Annotated in this window: 17 protein-coding genes; 1 reads left to right on the top strand and 16 read right to left on the bottom strand. The window is 39.5% G+C overall.

Going from position 1 to position 19,283, the window contains the following annotated elements:
* Positions 1–3: 3 nt before the first annotated feature.
* From pynA to eno, 8 genes are all read right to left on the bottom strand, one after another.
* Positions 4–696, bottom strand: a complete 693-nt coding sequence (pynA, locus tag MP387_RS04465) for a pyrimidine 5'-nucleotidase PynA (RefSeq protein ID WP_242747987.1) — start codon at positions 694–696, stop codon at positions 4–6.
* A gap of 66 nt (positions 697–762) precedes the next feature.
* Positions 763–1,179: an Imm70 family immunity protein gene (locus MP387_RS04460; protein WP_242747985.1), complete on the bottom strand. Its 417-nt coding sequence runs from the start codon at positions 1,177–1,179 to the stop codon at positions 763–765.
* An 84-nt stretch (positions 1,180–1,263) separates the two neighbouring features.
* Positions 1,264–1,767, bottom strand: a complete 504-nt coding sequence (locus MP387_RS04455; protein WP_242747983.1) for a hypothetical protein — start codon at positions 1,765–1,767, stop codon at positions 1,264–1,266.
* Between the two features lie 284 nt (positions 1,768–2,051).
* Positions 2,052–2,594: a ClbS/DfsB family four-helix bundle protein gene (locus MP387_RS04450; RefSeq protein WP_242747981.1), complete on the bottom strand. Its 543-nt coding sequence runs from the start codon at positions 2,592–2,594 to the stop codon at positions 2,052–2,054.
* A 125-nt stretch (positions 2,595–2,719) separates the two neighbouring features.
* Positions 2,720–3,634: a peptidase gene (locus MP387_RS04445; RefSeq protein WP_242747979.1), complete on the bottom strand. Its 915-nt coding sequence runs from the start codon at positions 3,632–3,634 to the stop codon at positions 2,720–2,722.
* 182 nt (positions 3,635–3,816) lie between these two features.
* On the bottom strand, positions 3,817–4,653 hold the full coding sequence (locus MP387_RS04440) for an AraC family transcriptional regulator (protein ID WP_242747977.1): 837 nt from the start codon (positions 4,651–4,653) through the stop codon (positions 3,817–3,819).
* 202 nt (positions 4,654–4,855) lie between these two features.
* A complete protein-coding gene (locus tag MP387_RS04435; protein WP_242747975.1) occupies positions 4,856–5,350 on the bottom strand; it encodes a YkgJ family cysteine cluster protein in 495 nt (164 codons plus the stop codon).
* Between the two features lie 125 nt (positions 5,351–5,475).
* The gene (gene eno / locus MP387_RS04430) at positions 5,476–6,780 is read right to left on the bottom strand and encodes a surface-displayed alpha-enolase (protein WP_000022824.1); all 1,305 of its coding nucleotides are present in this window, start codon (positions 6,778–6,780) and stop codon (positions 5,476–5,478) included.
* Between the two features lie 162 nt (positions 6,781–6,942).
* Here eno and MP387_RS04425 point away from each other — a divergent pair, with 162 nt between their 5' ends.
* Complete coding sequence (locus MP387_RS04425; RefSeq protein ID WP_242747973.1) at positions 6,943–7,389, top strand: DUF1694 domain-containing protein; 447 nt, start codon at positions 6,943–6,945, stop codon at positions 7,387–7,389.
* Here MP387_RS04425 and MP387_RS04420 read toward each other — a convergent pair.
* From MP387_RS04420 to pulA, 8 genes are all read right to left on the bottom strand, one after another.
* A complete protein-coding gene (locus MP387_RS04420) occupies positions 7,386–8,501 on the bottom strand; it encodes a glycerate kinase (RefSeq protein ID WP_242747971.1) in 1,116 nt (371 codons plus the stop codon). The two genes, MP387_RS04425 and MP387_RS04420, sit on opposite strands and share 4 nt — an antisense overlap.
* Positions 8,502–8,510: 9 nt before the next feature.
* Positions 8,511–9,155 carry a phosphoserine phosphatase SerB gene (gene serB, locus MP387_RS04415; RefSeq protein ID WP_242747969.1) on the bottom strand — a complete coding sequence of 215 codons (645 nt, stop codon included), beginning with the start codon at positions 9,153–9,155 and terminating at the stop codon, positions 8,511–8,513.
* 58 nt (positions 9,156–9,213) lie between these two features.
* On the bottom strand, positions 9,214–10,647 hold the full coding sequence (gene glgA, locus MP387_RS04410; protein ID WP_242747967.1) for a glycogen synthase GlgA: 1,434 nt from the start codon (positions 10,645–10,647) through the stop codon (positions 9,214–9,216).
* Entirely contained in the window at positions 10,644–11,783 is a 1,140-nt protein-coding gene (gene glgD / locus MP387_RS04405) for a glucose-1-phosphate adenylyltransferase subunit GlgD (RefSeq protein WP_000687052.1), read from the bottom strand. The genes glgA and glgD overlap by 4 nt, the downstream gene beginning before the upstream one ends.
* Positions 11,773–12,915, bottom strand: coding sequence for a glucose-1-phosphate adenylyltransferase (locus MP387_RS04400; RefSeq protein WP_071851028.1), 1,143 nt, complete (start codon positions 12,913–12,915; stop codon positions 11,773–11,775). The genes glgD and MP387_RS04400 overlap by 11 nt, the downstream gene beginning before the upstream one ends.
* Positions 12,916–13,074: 159 nt before the next feature.
* A complete protein-coding gene (gene glgB / locus MP387_RS04395) occupies positions 13,075–14,970 on the bottom strand; it encodes a 1,4-alpha-glucan branching protein GlgB (RefSeq protein WP_242747965.1) in 1,896 nt (631 codons plus the stop codon).
* 272 nt (positions 14,971–15,242) lie between these two features.
* Complete coding sequence (locus MP387_RS04390; RefSeq protein ID WP_242747963.1) at positions 15,243–16,667, bottom strand: NADP-dependent glyceraldehyde-3-phosphate dehydrogenase; 1,425 nt, start codon at positions 16,665–16,667, stop codon at positions 15,243–15,245.
* A gap of 197 nt (positions 16,668–16,864) precedes the next feature.
* Positions 16,865–19,150, bottom strand: coding sequence for a type I pullulanase (gene pulA, locus MP387_RS04385; RefSeq protein WP_242747961.1), 2,286 nt, complete (start codon positions 19,148–19,150; stop codon positions 16,865–16,867).
* Positions 19,151–19,283: the final 133 nt, after the last annotated feature.

Here is a 19,283-nt window from a genome sequence, read left to right as displayed (position 1 = left end):
GCACTACATAGCATCCAAACAATCTAGCAAGTCTTGGTAAGAATGGACTTCATAAGTTGGCTGGGCTTGTGTGTGATTTTCGATTCGTTGAGGATTGTACCAGATAGTGTCAATGCCAGCATTATTGCCACCTTGAATGTCGGCAGTTAAGGAATCTCCAATCATCAGCGTCTTTTCTTTATCAAATCCTGCAATCTGCTGACCGATTTTTTCATAGAATAGTGCATCAGGTTTTTGTGTTTGCAACTGTTCAGAGATAAAGACTTGGTTGAAATAGGGAGCCAGACCAGATTGAGCCAAACGTCCCGTCTGAATGGCAGTAATGCCATTTGTCGCAGCATACAAGTCATAATCACGTTCGATGAGGCTGTCCAAGAGTTCATGAGCACCCGAAAGAGTTTGTCCCTGTTGGGCTAAGTAAAATTGGTAACGCTGGGCAAGTAACCTACCATCTTTTTCCTGTCCAAAATGAGCAAATAAACGAGAAAAGCGCGTGTTAACCAGTTCTTGTTTACGGATTTTCTTTTGCTCCAAGTCCTTCCAGAGAGCCTTGTTCATAGGAACGTAGTATTCTTTATAGACTTGAATATCCGCAACTCCTTCTTCTTTTAGAAGTTGCGTCAAAGCCACATCCTCAGCAGCATCAAAATCAAGCAAGGTGTGGTCAAGGTCGAAGAGTAGAAATTTGTAGGGCATTGAGTTTCCTTTCTGAAAATTCATTAAGAATATTATAGCATAAATGAATCTTTGATTTATTGAGTTTCAAATACTTTTTACACTCACATTTTGACCGTGCTCAAGTGCAAATCTAAAACTAGTCAGCAAAACTTCTATTAAATCTTTTCCGGAACTCGTTATGAAATAATGCGATAAATTTGTTATATGCTCTGCGATATTATTTCCCCAAGGAGGAGTGAGTGACAAATCTTCAAAATCCCATATAACATCCTGAGGGAGAAATTTTTTCAACTCTTCTTGGATAGATAACAACTCCTCTATTCCTTTTTCAACAGATTCAAAAGGAACATCTCCCCAGTAAAGCTTATTCATTATTACTGGGTATCTACTTCCCCACTCATTATTCTCTAAGCGAACATAAATAGTCGAAAAGAATGAATTAAAAAGACTCCCTTCTCCTATAGTCCACCAATTATAACCAACCATTAACCCTACAGACATAGATATTCTCCTATTCATTTTTAATATTATTTAACGTCAACTAAAGTTTTATATTGATAGTATCTAAAACATACATTCATTCCCCTACCTCAACTCCTTGGCTATTCTGCTCTTTTCAAGTTTTCCCTTGGTAATTCGTTTCCATAAAACAAGTGGATTCAAACTATAAGATAGGCGTACGAGGAAATAATTAACCCATTCTATAAGGGCAAAAAGCTGTATCAACGTGGCTAAGATAGTCCCTAGGATACTCTGGGTATTCCAGACAATAAAAGGAAAGCCTGAAATAAGTAAAACAAGGTCTAGTATTCTGAAACCACCATATATTTTCCGCACATTTCCATTTCCGAACTGGTGATTTGACAGTCTTCTAATCAAAATTGCCCAATAGGTCGAACCTTGAAGCAATATAAATGTCAGTAAAGACAACGGATGAAGAATAGAGATCAAACCATTCCAATCACCAAGCCTATTTTTCAAAAGGAAAAAACAAAACCAAATAGATAGGACGGCTGTGAACTCTCCCAAACAGAGGGACACCAACTCTTTTCTAACTTTCTCTTTTTGTATGTTCATCATTTCCCCCATCTATCTATCACCCTATATCAGAAATAAGCCTTTCGAATCCGTTTCAAGTCAACATTTCTCAGAACAAAGGCATTCTAAGCATCGAACAGTCCAACTTCTTTAATATCATTGTAATTCTAAACTTAGAATTGCATCGATATAAATGTTTTAGTGCTATTCTAAGTTTATGATAACCCTAAATTTTAATTTTAGAAGGATTCTAAAGCTAGAATAACTCAAAAATCACGAGAATGAAGCTATTCGAAGCTTAGAAGACTTTTTTCTAAACTTCATACTCACTTTAACTAGTTATTCTTACAATTTTTCTGATGAGCTTTGAGTTTTTTCAGAGCCCAATCATAGTGACTGGAAGTGGCACTCACAAAGTAGGAACCTAGACTTGTCCCTCCTGTCCACTTATAGATACCTTTGGTAAAGAGTTGGTCATTGCTGAAGCCTTCCATCAACTCTAAAACCTCTTCATGCGATTGCTCTAGTAGTTTAGTCGCTTCTTCTAAAGATGTTTTCTGGTGCTTCTTCCAAATAGCGACATTCATTTCTCCATAAGTTTTCCAATTATAAGGTTCGGGGAGAAAAGGTCTTTCATGAGCCTTTTGATTAGAATCTACCCAATTCAAAAGTAACTGATGCCATTCATAGAGATGGATCAGGACATCCCGTAGATTTTTATCTCTATTCCAGTGAGCTTCTTTTTTCTTTTGGTCTTTTGAAAAATCAAAAGGAGTCTGTAGCCCCTCTTCACTTAATTTAGATATAAAGTGATTGAGCTTTTCATATTTTTCCTTAGAGGCTAGCACCAACTCCTCTTTTGTTCTTGGTCTAGGCATAGGAGTTCTCCCTTCATTTTCTAGTAGGTTAAGGTGTTTTCTTACTTCATTATACCATAATCAAAAAGCAGTTCTTCATTTTACGAAAAACTGCTTTTACTAACTATTTTTTATGCTTATAGTCACTACTTTACATATAAATCTCTAAAGCGACCATCCAATTCTGCTATCTGATAGAGCAAGTGGGCTAGTTCTTGGTAATCTTCTTTTAAACATGAAAGGTGGGCTTGACCAAATAGAGTAGCCAATTCCTCTTTTAATCTTGCCCCTTCTGGATCATGATCTTTTAAGAACTTACTGAGATAGAGATTTCGAACAGCAGCAAGTTTAAAGCTGAAATACTGATGCAATTGTTTTTGCTCTGTATTTAAGCCATTTTCAGCAACTGATTTTGCATAGCATTCCAAAACACCATTTTGACCATTCAGATATCGGTTTTTCATAATCCTTGCTGTTTCCTGATAGATTTCAGACTGACTAGGACTCTTGACCTTCTTAAAATTTCCCCACATGGAATAAGCTCCACGCTTATAGTCAATAGCCTCTGCCTTCCAAGCTTCTAAAATGTCATTAAAAGCAACCTTTATACAGGAAAAACCAGCTGGATCATGCAAATAGAGATACTGACTATCAAGAGCATACACAGTTACAAAGTGATCCACACCATAAAGAATTGTGTGATTGGGATTGTAGATCAGATGGCCCATATCAAGAGGTCCCAGTACGACAGGTCCATTGGACAGAAATGTTTCCAACTTTCTTTTAACCTCTTCTAAATCTACTTTCACTCCATCTTTTAGATAGAAGTCCTCATAGTCAAACCCAAGTATTTTTAAAGAATGAGATATTGAAAGATCTGGCATTCCATTGTCAAAGAATACTAGAGGGTGTCGTTCATCTTCCTTTACAATACTAGCGCCATTGCCCATCACCATAATTGCCTCTAAAAACTCTGCTTTAAAGTCATAACCATAGGCATCCAGTGCCATAGCCAATGAATAGTTATAGCAAAGCGACACATCTCCAAAATACATCTGCATATTCTTGCCTCCTTATCTTCTATGGGACTATTATACCGAGAAAACTATTCGCATGCCCCATAAAATCCAAACAAAAAATATGGTTTGTTTGTTTACAGACATGAATGTCAACAATTAAAAACTCTGTAGAGATTCTTTCTACAGAGTTCAATTTGCATCTTTATAAATTGTCAGATAATGTTCTAGTTTTTAATCACTGGTATCCAGAGTTCCATTTGATAGTCAGGTGACAACATGTCACCTTCGATATAGACTTCGAAGTCTGATGAGCCTGAGTGGCGATAGCCTGTTTCAGGGAAAAAGACCTCCAAGACATATTTCCAAGCATTGTGAATACTAGCTGGTATAGGACCTTTGACTGGGACGATAGCATATTCAGCTTCTGGAATTTCTTTGATGGACAGACCTAGTTCTTCTGCTTTCGCTTTATCCACGACATCATAAGCGGCCATATAGTTGATGATTTCGCCTTCTTTGACATCCGAGCAGACACCAAAGGATTGCCCACTACCCAAACTTTCTAGGTTTTCAACACTGTGATTGTTATAGAGATTCTCCCAAGCGGACGGGCATTTGCTATTGTCAATAGCTTCCAATAGAACGCCTGCCACGGTAAAAGCAGGTTTCTTTTGAATCTTGACATCCATGTTCTTTCCTCCTGTAATCTTTAAGGATAATTGAAGTCTAGGAAAGACCCGATAAGGTTTTCCATTTCGAACTTCTGAGGGAGTTGAACCATGGAATTTCTTAAATGCTGCGCTGAAGGCGTCAGCAGACTCATAGCCGTATTTCAGTGCTATGTCAATGACTTTCTCAGAGCCTTCCCGCAAGTCTGTCAAAGCTTCTGACAACCTGCGATTGCGCAAGTATTCTGCTAATGTCATATCTGCCAGGATAGAAAATAGCCTGCTAAAGAGAGGATAAGAATAGCCCGATAACTGCTGAAATCTTTTCATATCCACTTCTCCAGTCAGCTGCTGCTCCAAATAATCCATGGTTTGATTGAATTGATGCATCATATTCTTCTTTTCTTACCTCCACAAGATACAAAGGTCGTTAAAAGCAAAGTGAAAATAGGAAAATTAACGCTGGTTCTTCTGATTCTAGGTAATTTTTTCTTTTTCGCATAGCTTTTAGTCCGTGTTCAATTCTATCTATATTCTAACAAATACAAGATACTTCCACACTAGAATCTTTGTACAAGATTTAAAGGTGTAAATTCTATAACTTATTTTTTAATTTCTCAACAAAGAGATATGCTGCTGGACAGGTCAAGGTATTCTTAATCGTCAAATGATTAATTTGATGGATCTTTTTCCGGTCTGTATGGGGAAATTCACGGCAAGCCTTGGGACGAACATCATAGATTGAGCAGAGATTGTCTCCTCCTAGAAAGGGGCAAGGCATGGATTTGAAAACTTTATCCCCATCTTCATCCACCTGTAAAAACTCTGCTTCAAAGGCTGGTAATTTCATCTTAAAGTACTTAGCAATACGGGTAATATCTGCTTCTTTAAAGTCGGGTCCCAAAGTCTTGCAACAGTTGGCACAGGCAGTGCAATCAATCTCAGCAAAGACTTCTTGGTGAATCTGCTGCGCAATCTTATCTAAGTTTTTAGGTGGTTTTTTCTTTAGATTAGCTAACACTTTACGATGCTCCTTCTGCTTTTGCAGTGCTAGTTGATGGTAATACTCAATATCAATTTCTTTAGACATAGTTTCTTTCTAATACAAGTGTTTTTGTCTATTATACCATAATCTCAGCCCCCTTTTTCCCCCCTGAACAGAATAAAGCCCTTCGGATAAAATCCGAGGGGCTAAAAACGTTGTTAAATCAACGATTATTTTTTAAGGTTGTAGAATGATTTCAATCCACGGTATTCAGCTACTTCACCAAGTTGATCTTCGATACGAAGCAATTGGTTGTATTTAGCGATACGGTCTGTACGTGAAAGTGAACCAGTCTTGATTTGTCCTGCGTTAGTTGCAACTGCGATGTCAGCAATTGTTGAATCTTCAGTTTCACCTGAACGGTGTGATACAACAGCAGTGTAACCAGCTTCTTTCGCCATTTCGATAGCATCGAATGTTTCAGTAAGAGTACCGATTTGGTTAACTTTGATAAGGATTGAGTTAGCAGCACCTTCTGCAATACCTTTTTCAAGGTAAGAAGTGTTTGTTACGAAGAAGTCGTCACCAACCAATTGAACTTTACCACCAAGACGTTCAGTAAGAGCTTTCCAACCATCCCAGTCGTTTTCGTCCATACCATCTTCGATAGTAATGATTGGGTATTTGTTTACCAATTCTTCAAGGTAGTCGATTTGTTCTGCAGCAGTACGTACAGCAGCTCCTTCACCTTCGAATTTAGTGTAGTCGTAAACTTTACGTTCTTTATCGTAGAATTCTGATGAAGCACAGTCAAATCCGATAAATACGTCTTTACCAGGAACATATCCAGCAGCTTCGATCGCAGCAAGGATAGTTTCAACACCGTCTTCAGTTCCTTCGAAACGAGGAGCGAATCCACCTTCGTCACCTACGGCAGTTTCCAAACCACGTGATTTAAGGATTTTCTTAAGTGCGTGGAAGATTTCAGCACCCCAACGAAGAGCTTCTTTGAATGTAGGTGCACCAGCAGGTACGATCATGAATTCTTGGAAAGCGATTGGAGCGTCTGAGTGAGAACCACCGTTGATGATGTTCATCATTGGAGTTGGAAGAACTTTAGTGTTGAATCCACCAAGGTAGCTGTAAAGTGGGATTTCAAGGTAGTCAGCAGCAGCACGAGCTACAGCGATAGACACACCAAGAATTGCGTTTGCACCCAATTTACCTTTGTTAGGAGTACCGTCAAGTGCGATCATAGCACGGTCGATAGCTTGTTGGTCACGTACATCGTAGCCGATGATTGCTTCAGCGATGATGTTGTTTACGTTGTCAACAGCTTTTTGTGTACCAAGACCACCGTAACGAGATTTGTCACCGTCGCGAAGTTCAACTGCTTCGTGTTCACCAGTAGAAGCTCCTGATGGAACCATACCACGTCCGAAAGCACCTGATTCAGTATAAACTTCTACTTCAAGTGTTGGGTTACCGCGTGAGTCTAGGACTTCGCGAGCGTAAACATCAGTAATAATTGACATTTTTTACTCTCCTTTGAGTTAAATTTTTTACACCTCTATGATACCTTAAAAATAAGCGTTTTTCAAGAAAAAACGTTATCTTTGTGCAAATTTTCCTTAACTTTATAAAGTAATCGCTTTCTTTTGTCTGTTTTCTTGCGATTTTTGTGATATACTGTTTTTATGACAGATTTATCAAAACAACTACTAGAAAAAGCTCATGGTGGGCCGAAATTAAACCCTGACGAACAACGCCGCTATCTCGGCACTTTTGAGGAAAGAGTTCTTGGCTACGCTGATATTAATACTGCCAATAGTCCTGAATTAGAACATGGATTTTTCTCTATTTTAGAGGGTTTTCAAGAAAAGGTTGAGGCACTTTTTGTGAAGATTTCACCAAATATCGAGTTTGACAAACAGGTCTTTTACTTAAAACAAGCAAAGGAAAGCAACTGTCAGGCGACTATTGTTTCAGATGATCATATCACCTCTCCTTTTGGTCTTGTCATTCATACAAATGAACCTGTTCAAGTAGACGAAAAGGACCTTAGATTTGCATTCTCAAGCCTCTGGGAAGAGAAAAAGGTAGAGCCACCTAAAAAATCCATCTGGAAAAAATGGTTTGGTTAATGATTTCTCATATTTAATAAACGACCAATATTAGCTGCTGTGTGCTCCAAATAGAGACTTGCATTTTTCAGACTGTCTTCCAAAGGTTCACTTTTTTCTAAAATAGAAAAGGCTGCTTGTATATTTTCGAATGGTAGGGAAGGTAAATCCTCGGAAAGACTACCACAAATAGCGATAACTGGAACTCCCTTAGGAGTTCTTTTTGCTACACCAATAGGAGCTTTTCCAACAAAGCTTTGACTGTCCAGTCTGCCTTCTCCAACGATAACCAAATCAGCATCTTCAACTTTCTTGTCAAAGTCAATCAAATCTAAGCAAGTGTCAATCCCAGATACGATAGTGGCCTCAGCAAAGGCACAGAGTCCAGCCGCAATCCCACCGCCGGCTCCTGCTCCTTTAAGAGAGAGGGTTGATGGTGAAAATTTTTCATAGAACCGCTGTATAGCCAAATCTTCTGTCTCAAACAAAGCAGGATCCAAGCCCTTTTGTTTTCCAAATGTATAGGTCGCTCCTTGAAGACCACATAAAGGGCTCACGACATCTGCTAAAATGCGAATTTTTACATCTTCAGGAATTCTATACAACTTGCTATTTGAAACTGACTCAAACTCAAGCAAAGTCTGACCGCAAGCTGGCAATTCTTTTCCATTCTTATCATAAAAACGATAACCTAAACCAGCAGCAATGCCTATCCCACCGTCATTACTAGCCGTACCACCAACTCCGATATAGATTTCTTTCATCCCTTGATCAACGAGATGGCGAATCAACTCTCCGATACCTCTGGTTTGGATATGGAGAGGGTTTCGTTTCTCCTGCGGAATCTTCCCAAGACCAACCAAGTCAGCAACTTCAAAGAGCGCTATTTGACCTTTTTGAAAGTAGCGCATGGATTCTTTTTGGCCAAAAGGTCCAGTCACCTCTTGCCATTTTTCTTCTAGGTCAAGAGAATGTCGAATAGCATCTACAGTTCCTTCCCCACCATCACCTACAGGGCAAAGCAGACATTCTACATCTGCTATCGATTTTTGGAAGCCCCTTTCTATAGCTTGAGCGACCTCTTCTGCCGTCAAACTCTCTTTAAAAGAATCGGGTGCAATTACAATTTTCATAGTTCCCTCTCATTCTAAGAAATCAATCAAAGGTAGAACTTCTAAAAAATCCCTCGTATCTACATGACAAGCTATCTCTGTTTTTACGACCTCTTTGGAACAAAAGGCTATACCGCATCCTGCTGACTTTAACATCAAGAGGTCATTGGCACCATCACCGATAGCAAACGTTCTTTCTTTGGGCAGTTCTAATTCCTTTCTCCATTTCTCAAGAGTAACTTGTTTTACTTGACCTGTCACAATTTCACCAACTAATTTACCTGTTAAAAATCCGTCTTTGACTTCCAACTGGTTGGCGGAGAAATAGGAGATACCAAGGGATTCTGCTAATCTCTCAACTATTGGTGTAAATCCACCAGACACTAGACCGACTAGAATGCCCTTCTTTTGAAGTATGGAGATAAATTCTTGAGCATTCTTGGACAGATGAATGGATTTGAAGACTGAATCAAAGACCGAAACCGGAAGGCCTTTTAACAAAGCTACCCTCGCTCGTAAACTTGTTTCAAAGTCTAGTTCACCTCGCATTGCCTGGCTTGTAATCTGCGATATTTCTTCTTCGCAACCTGCTTCTCTTCCTAAAAGATCAATCACCTCTTCTGCTATCAGGGTGCTGTCAACGTCCATGACACACAAGCCTTTTACTTGAGACATAAGCTTTCCTTTCTAAACAGCCCAAAAATCGTATGAAAGAATCATACGATTTTATCTATTAGTTGACTAAACTATGGTACAAGTCCAGGTAAGATTTGCAGGCTGTATCCCATGAGAAATCACATTCCATAGCTTGCCTTTGTAGATTTCTCCAAACGTCCGGCTGATTCTTATAAACATCCAAGGCTGTTTGGAAACTCCAGTTAAGCCAGTATGGTGTTAAATTGTCAAAGCTAAATCCAGTTCCAGTTCCTTCGATTGGATTGAAAGATTGAACCGTATCACGCAAGCCACCCACTTCATGAACCAATGGTAGAGTTCCATAGCGCATCGCCATCATTTGAGACAAGCCACATGGTTCAAAACGACTTGGCATGAGGAAGAGATCACAAGCTGCGTAGATTTCTTGAGCAAGTTTGACGTCAAAAGTGATATTTGCTGATAGCTTGTCAGGATAAACTTGCGCAAACCAGGAGAAGGAATGTTCAAAAGCCGGGTCACCTGTTCCTAAAAGGACTATTTGAACGTCCTCCTGTAAGAAACGATGCAAGCTTTCTACAACAACATCAAAACCTTTTTGGCGTGTCAATCGAGAGACAATCCCAACTAGCGGAACATCTGCTCGCACAGGTAACCCAACTCTCTCTTGCAATTTTGCTTTGTTTTGAGCTTTTCCAGACAAATCTTCCTTATCAAAATGATAGTCTAAAAGTGGGTCTGTTTGAGGATTATAAAGATCTGCGTCAATACCATTGACAATACCTGAAACCTTACCTGACTCCATCCGAAGAATCTGGTCCAAACCGCAACCAAACTGACTGGTCATAATCTCGTTCGCATAGCTAGGGGAAACGGTTGAGACACGATCCGCGTAGAGAATCCCCGCTTTCATCCAGTTGAGACAATCATTCCAGCGAAGGGTCCCATCAGCATAGCGTTCAAACCCAACACCGAATAAATCCCACAACATTCCTTCAGAAAATTGACCTTGAAATTCCAAATTGTGAATGGTTAAAACTGTTCTGATACCTTGATATGCCTGAATCCAATGGTATTTTTCTTTTAACAAGAAGGGAATCATGGCTGTGTGGTAATCATGAACATGGAGAAGGTCAGGGATAAAGCCGATGCGTTCCATGGCTTCAAGAGCAGCCAGTTGGAAAAAGGCGAAGCGTTCACCGTCGTCAAAATCACCATACACATGACCACGGAAGAAATAATACTGATTATCAATGAAGTAGAAGGTTACACCATTCAAGACAGTTTTTTTAATACCACAGTACTGTCTACGCCATCCTACACTAACTTCAAAGTGATGAACATCCTCTATCTGGTCTCCGAACTTAGCTTCTACCATATCATAATAAGGCAAGAAAACTGCAACTTCGTGCCCCGCTTTTACAAGTGATTTGGGAAGTGCGCCAATGACATCGCCCAAACCACCTGTTTTTGAAAAGGGTGCTCCTTCTGCCGCTACAAATAAAATTTTCATGAATAAATGTCCTCTGTTACTGTTTCACCCTTCTTCACTACAACTGGATGCTCTGCTGTGCCTCGAATGACAACACCGTCCGCAACCTCAACTCCCTTATCCAAGATAGCATATTCAACCTGGGCACCTTGACCAATCACAACACGAGGAAATAGAATGCTGTCCTTCACCACACTATCCTTGTGAACATAAATGTTACGAGATAGGACTGACTGAACTACTTCACCCTCAATGATACTACCAGAAGCAAACTGAGAAGTACTTACTTTTGAAGTATTCGCATAGTAGGTTGGTTCTTCATTCTTAACTTTTGTATAAATCTTTTGATTTGGTGAGAAAAGTGAGTAGAATTTTTTAGATTCAAGCATATCGATGTTCGCTTGATAATAAGACTGAACAGAATGAATGTTTGCTAAGTAGCCTGTGTATTCGTAAGCAAAAGCTCCTTCTTTTACAGCTAAATCGCGAAGAACATAGCGCAACTTTTCAGGATATTCTTTCTGAGCCTCTTCTTCAAGTCGTTCAATCAACCAAGGAGTGTCCACAACAAAGATATCTGTAGACATATTGAAGAGTTCATCTGTAGATTTGTTATCAAAGAGTTTATGCGAACGAACATGGTCTGTTTCATCAATTTCCAAGATAGCATTCACATCAGAAATGTCTTTCTTGGGAAGTTTCTTATATACAACTGTAATCGGTCCTTTTGTTGTATTGTGCAGGTGAAAGACTTGATTCAAATCAATATTCACCAAAACATCGCAGTTAATCGAAACGGTTTGGTTTGAACCTGAACGTCTCAAGTAGGTGAGAAGCTGTTGGTAATACTCTTTTCCAACTGTACTGCTTTCAACACGAGTATTGTAAATTCCTAGATAGTAGTGACTTAGAAGGGTTGACAATCCCCACTCACGACCTGAACGGATATGGTCGAAAACTGAGCTGATATTATCTTGTTGGAAAATACCAAAGATACTACGAACACCTGCATTTGCAAGACTGGAAAGGGGGAAGTCAATCAAACGGTATTTCCCACCGAAAGGCAAGCTAGCTACCGGACGGTGTTCTGTTAACGTTGACATATCATGAAAACCAACTGTGTTTCCTAAAATGGCTGAATATTTATCAATCTTCATCTGTTGCTACCCCCACTACTTCATTGTATCCTACTACTTGTACTTCATCCGTTCCGTCAATCTCTACTCCGTCTGCAATAATGGCACCCTCACCAATAATAGCACGAGTAATCTTTGCTCCATGGCCAATGATAGCTCCACTCATGATGACAGAATCAACAACCTCGGCACCTTCACGTACTTGTGCTTCTGTTGAAAGAATCGAACGTTTAACAGTTCCATCTACAAAACATCCATCCACGACCAATGAATCTTCAACGTGTGCATGCGCACCAAAGTAGTTTGGTGGTGAAATCAAGTTTCTTGAGTAAATTTTCCACTGACGATTACGGCTATCCAAAGCATTTTCTGGCGAAATGTACTCCATATTGGCTTCCCAAAGCGACTCAATCGTACCAACGTCTTTCCAGTAGCCATTAAATTCATAAGCATAGACACTTTCACCAGACTCGAGATAGTTAGGGATAACGTTCTTACCAAAGTCTGACATATCCACATTGCTCTTTTCAGCAGCAACAAGCATATTGCGAAGTCGTTTCCAGTCAAAGATATAAATTCCCATAGAAGCCTTTGTAGACTTAGGTTGAGCAGGTTTTTCTTCGAATTCAACGATACGATTATTGGCATCTGTATTCATGATACCAAAACGGCTAGCTTCTTTGAGAGGTACGTCTAAGACAGCTACTGTCAAACTGGCATTGTTATCCTTATGAGATTGGAGCATATCATCATAATCCATCTTGTAGATATGGTCACCTGAAAGGATCAAAACATATTCAGGATTAACACTGTCGATGTAGTCGATGTTTTGGTAGATAGCGTGACTGGTCCCTTCAAACCAACGGTTTCCTTCGCTGGCTGAATAAGGTTGTAAAATAGAGACACCTGAACCGATACCATCCAATCCCCAGCTAGAACCATTTCCGATATGGTTGTTCAAAGCGAGAGGTTGGTATTGCGTAATCACACCAACATTATGGATTCCAGAGTTAGCACAGTTTGAAAGCGCAAAGTCAATGATACGGTAGCGCCCACCGAATTGCACCGCTGGTTTGGCAATGCTTTGAGTGAGTTTTCCGAGACGTGTTCCTTGCCCACCCGCAAGGATCAAAGCTAGCATTTCATTCTTCATTTTCTACTCCTTTTTATAGACATGTGAACGTTAAAATCGTAAGAAGGTCGGAAGTCAAACTTTTTTATAAAAATAATAGGAAGTCCATTTTTCTTGTGTTTCAAGTCCAATACAAGTACATCCGGTTTTAAATTCTAAAAAATTGTAATCAACAGCTCATTATTCTTTTTTCTTAGTTGGTTTCAAACGACGCTTGATTTTCCAGATGCTTGCTCCCATGGCAGGCAAGGTGAAGGTCAAGGTCTGCTCATAATCTTTCCATAAGCTTTCTTGAGTCTGAACTGTTTGATTGTGCTCTTTCCACACACCTCCCCATTCTTCTAATTCTGTATTCCAAACTTCTTCGTAAATACCTGCAACAGGTAAACCAATCGTAAAGTCCTTACGTTCAACTGGTGCCATATTAAAGACACAGACTAACATTTCGTCCTTCTTGCCCTTACGAATAAAGGAGAGGACGCTCTGATCTCTATTATCAGCATCGATAATCTCGATACCATCATAACTAGTATCAATTTCCCACAGACAACGATGGTCTTTATAGAATTGATTGAGTTGAGAAGTAAAATGCTTCATCTTGGCATTCATCGGATCTTCTAGATTAGACCACTCCAACTGCTCCTCGGACTTCCACTCGAGGAATTGTCCGTACTCACTACCCATGAACAAGAGTTTCTTGCCTGGATGACAAATTTGATAGGTGTAGAGGTTGCGCAGACCAGCGAACTGATTGTAGCGATCTCCCCACATCTTATGCATCATACTCTTTTTGCCATGAACAACTTCATCGTGTGAGAAAGGTAGGAGATAGTTTTCATTGAAAACATACATAAAGCTGAAAGTCACAAGATTAAAGTCATACTTGCGATAAATCGGATCTTCCTCGTAGAAACGGAGAATGTCGTTCATCCAGCCCATATTCCATTTATAGTCAAATCCAAGGCCACCCATTTCTTTCATACCAGTAATCTTTGTCGCTGATGAACTTTCTTCTGCAATCATCATGATGTCTGGATGAGCTAACTTAATCACTGTGTTTAACCGTTGAAGGAAATAATAACCCTCGTAGTTAAGGTTTCCACCATCTTTGTTTGGAGTCCAAGGAGCATTATCATAATCTAGATACAGCATATTGCTCACTGCATCGACCCGAATACCATCTAAGTGGTAAAAATCAATCCAGAATTTAATACTTGAAATCAAGAAAGATTGGACCTCATTTTTCCCGAGGTCAAAATTCAGAGCACCCCAACCATAGTTATGAGCCTTGTTGTGATCTTGGTATTCAAAAGTTGGTGTACCGTCATAATATGCCAAGGCATCATCATTAATAGTGAAATGACCTGGAACCCAGTCTACGATAACACCAATGTTATTTATATGACACTCTTCAACGAAATCTTGGAATTCCTCAGGTCTGCCATAGGAATGTTCAAAAGCAAAGTAACCCATAAGTTGATAGCCCCAGCTCAATCCAAGTGGGTGAGCCATTAAAGGCATGAACTCAATATGTGTATAGTTCATCTCAACTAAGTATGGAATCAACTCGTCTTTCAGTTGCGAAAAAGTATAGGGACTACCATCTGGATTTCTCTTCCAAGATCCTGCATGGGCTTCATATATATTAACTGGTCTCTCGAAAAATCCCAGACGTTTGCGACGTGCTAACCAAAGGCCATCTTTCCATTTCTTTTCACGGATATTAGTCAAAACAGCTCCTGTACCCGGTCTAGCTTCAAAATAAACTGCCAAAGGATCAATCTTCATAATCTGGTGACCATTTGCACGCGTGATATGATATTTATAAATCTGACCTTCCTGAGCTTGACTCGTAAAGACTTCCCAAACACCTGCTTCATTACGAACCATGGGAATCTGATTCTCAACCCAATCAGTAAAATCACCAACTAGATGAACTGCTTGTGCATTCGGGGCCCAAACCCTAAAGGTATAGCCTATTTCTCCGTTTTTCTCCTCTCTATGCGCTCCTAAATAATGCTGGAGGTGAAAGTTCTCACCTGTAGTAAAGGTTCTTAATGCTTCTTGATTATTCATTCAATCCCCTTTCTTTTGTAAGCGTTTTCTATAATTCTATTATACAATCTTTTAAGATAACTTTCAAGTAATTTACGAAGGAAATCATATTTTTTTATGAAAGTCTTCAAAAAATTACCTAGCATTTTAAAAAAGATATCCAGAAAATAGAACACGAAACAATTTCCATATATTTTTTTATTATAATACCAGAATATTCGCTTTTTATCAATTTTCTACTGTATTTTTTAAAAAAAAATAAAACCAGGAAGTTATTTTCCTGATTTTATAAATTATTTCACATCAAAAACAATGGATTTGACATTTGTCATCGCTTCGATACTATATTTAATTCCTTGAACTCCTGCACCAGAACCTTTTACACCAAGGAATGGGAAATTATCTGGTCCACGTTGTGTTTTATTATTAATATGAACGGTTCCAACTTCAAGTTTTTCAGCAATTTCAAATGCCTTCTTAAAGTCATTTGTAAAGACTGAAGATTGAAGACCGAATTCTGATTCATTAGCAATTTCTACCGCTTCATTAGCATCTGAAACTCGAATAATTGGGAGAACAGGTCCAAATGGTTCTTCCCAGGCTAATTTCATATCTCTTGTGACATAATCAAAAAGTCCTGGCCAAATGAGATTATTCTCACGTTTGATTGGGCTGAGCGCTTTAGCTCCTTTTTCCTGAGCATCTTCAATCAATCCCCAGATGAAATCAGCTGAAGCATTATCAATAACAGGTGTGATATCTGCATTGTCAAATGGATCACCGACTGTTAACTTAGCAACTTCAGCTTGGAGCAATTCAGCCAATCTGTCTGCTACGCTTTCCACAACCAAAACACGTTTGATAGCAGTACAACGCTGACCAGAGTAGCTAAAAGCACCACCTACGATCTGCTTAGCTGCATTTTCTAAATCTGCATCTTCTAAAACAATTGCTGCGTCTTTTCCACCAAGTTCAAGCATAATTGGGCGCATACCAGCTAAACGACCAATACGCTCCCCAATCGGTGTTGAACCTGTAAAGTTAATGAAGTTCACTTCCTTGTGTTCGATGATGTAGTCTCCGATTTCAGAACCACGTCCAGTGATGGTGTTAAAGACACCTGCTGGGATTCCTGCTTCGTCAAATGCTTTAGCCAACAAGAGACCAGAAATAGATCCTTGTGTTGGGGGTTTGAACATAACGACATTTCCTGCAATCAAAGCCGGAGCAATCTTAGATCCAGAAAGGTTGACTGGATAGTTAAATGGTGCAATAGCTAAAACGACACCAACTGGTTCACGACGGACAACGGCTAGTTTATTTTTACTTGCAGCTTCAAAACCGCCACCTTCCATTGCTTGTCCAGTGATACGGAGACCTTCCTCGGCAGCAAAACGAATCAATTCTGCTGTACGTACTACTTCTCCAATGGCTGCTTTAATCCCTTTTGCAACCTCTTTAGCAAGAATGGTACCAATTTTTTCTTTGTCACGTTCCAAAATGTCTGCTGTCTTATGCAAATATGCTGCACGCTCAACTGGTGCTAAATCACGCCATGCTGGGAGAGCTGCACGCGCAGCTTTCATCGCCTCATCTACTTCAGCCTGACTCATAGCAGGTACTGTACCCAGCTTTTCCTGATTGATGGGAGAATAGATGGCAATTTCATTCTCTGATGATTTCCATTTTCCATTCACTAAATTCTGATAATTTGTCAAATTCTCTTCCTCCTGAAAATGATTAAAACTTATTTTATCAAATTTTCAGAAAATTACAACCCCTTTTGTGAAAATATTGATATTTTTTTCACAAACTTGATTCTTCAAATTATTTGAAATTTATTCCTATTAGATATTGGTTTTTCAATAAAAATCAAAAAAGGTCTAGTTTTAACTAAACCTTTTTGCTGCATTTACTATGAAAGTACCTGCAAGACTGCAACGCTGATATCATCAATCACATTAGACTCTTTAGAACGACTATTGGATACCAGCATTTCAAGATTTCCGGCATTTTCAAAGTAGAAGGAAGTTCCTTTAGCATTGAATACAACCAATAAGTGCTTTGATTCACCGTGAATTTCGTAAACAATCCACCCACTATTTTCAGCAGCTGTATGGACAAAGACATGACGATAAACTTCTTCGTATGTAGGATAAGAGAAAGCACGCGTTTGTGTTTTTAGGCGAATAATCTGGCGAATGAAGTCAATGCTCTCTTGTCTCTCATTGATTAAATCCCAGTTGACCTGGTTGACACTATCTGGAGCATTGTAACTATTCATGGCACGTTCTCTATCTGCCGCAGTCAGCTCGCCATTTTCTCCAGTAGCAAGGAGTTTGGTGCGTCCAAATTCTTGACCCAGCTCTATAAAGGACATACCTTGCATAAGAATGCTCATCGCTGTTGCTGTCTCAACCTGACGCATAATCTTATCTGAACTGTGATCTGGATGAAGGGTTACTAACAAATCATGCAAGTTGTAATTATCATGGGCTTCCACGTAGTTAAGAACTTGGTTTGGACTAAGATATGAACCCAACTCTCGGCTACCAAGAATAGCTTTGGCTACAATCGGTTCTGTAGCTGCACCACTAACAAATCCTGCCTTGATTGAGCCATAAACTTCTCCTCCTTTGATGGCATCACGCTGATCATCATTGAAGAATCCAATATTTGGCATCTGGTAGGCATTGTCCTTCTTGGCCTTGTCATAAGGTGCAAGACCGGTCCCCATATTCCAACCTTCTCCATAAGTGATAATACGAGGATCAACTTCATCCAGTGCCCAACGAATTGCCTGCATGGTTTTGATATCGTGAATTCCCATCAAGTCAAAACGGAAACCGTCAATATTGTATTCTTTTACCCAATAAAGGAGTGAGTCAATCATATACTTGCGGTACATTTCGTGTTCGCTTGCGGTTTCATTTCCTACACCTGTGCCGTTTTGGAAGGTTCCATCTGGATTCATACGATAGTAATAATCAGGAACAGTTGTTTGGAAAGGTGCATCAACCGTTGAGAAGGTATGGTTGTAAACGACATCCATAATGACACCGATTCCCGCATCATGATATGCCTGAATCATGGTCTTGAGGTCTCGAATAACCTGTCCTGGATCATCTGAATTGCTAGAGAAACTTGGTTCTGGCGCATTGTAGTTTTGGGGGTCATAACCCCAGTTATAGGTTACATTTCCATCCTCGTCATATTCCTTATGGCGATCAAAGATTGGTTGGAGCTGAACATAATTACAGCCGAGTTCTTTGATATAGTCAAAGGCTGTTGCTTGACCATACTGGTTAACCGTTCCAGTCTGGGCAGCCCCAAGGAAGGTCCCTCGAAGGTTTTCTGGAACTCCAGATGTCGGTGATTTTGTAAAATCACGAATGTGCATCTCGCAGATAACGGCTTTACATGGGTTTTCCAAACGCCAAGGAGCATCTGTCCCATGTTTGACTTTAAAAACTTCTACCTGTCTATCTTGCTGAGATAGGATGACAGAACGTTTTCCATCAGGACTTGTAGCGATAGTGTATGGGTCTCGTGTCAAGGTCTGGTGGTGCGGAAACTCAATCTGATAGTGATAAGCTTTACCTGCAAGATTTTCATCCAGGTCTACACTCCAAACACCAATGGTATTGTACTTATGACTGTATGAATAGCTATTCCCTCGCTTTAGATTAAAGGTTTTCCAAATCGGCGCGTCGTTACTTGTATTTTCATAAACGACCACTTGGACTGCTGTAGCTGTTGGAGCCCAGAGTTTAAAGCTTGTCTGGTAGTCTGAGATACTATAACCCAACTCTCCTTGGTATCCCCAATGATGATCAAAACTTTCACTGTGAAAGGCTTTATCAAAAGCAAACGGGTTTCGATCTTTATAGCAAGGACTTGCAATGGCTGGATTTTCAGAATAATAAACCGTCTCATCACCATCTAATATCCAAACCTCAGTCAACAGTGGATAATAGTTAAACCGTAGGAGATAGTCTTTTGTCTTTCCATCTATTTCGACAGAAAAGGTTAAAGTATCGAGTCTTTCTTCACTTGTGACTGTAAAGGAAAATTTTGCTCCAAAATAATCATTTTCATAATACAAATTTTCTTTAACATCTGCTTGTTTTCTACTGAATGAACAAGCATCATAATCCCCATTCTTTCGGTGAAAATGGATGACTACTGGGTATCTATACATTTCTTTTCCTAATTCCTAATTTTAATTTTTAAGTTATGCTGAAGAATTTAACGGGAATTTCAGCACAATAGAGAATAGTTCTAATAGATATAAAAACACATCAGGAGAGATAATTTCAGACTATCTAACATCT

The organism is Streptococcus oralis (assembly GCF_022749195.1).
Taxonomy (GTDB): Bacteria; Bacillota; Bacilli; order Lactobacillales; family Streptococcaceae; genus Streptococcus; species Streptococcus oralis_CI.
This window is presented reverse-complemented; position numbering and strand designations above follow the sequence as displayed.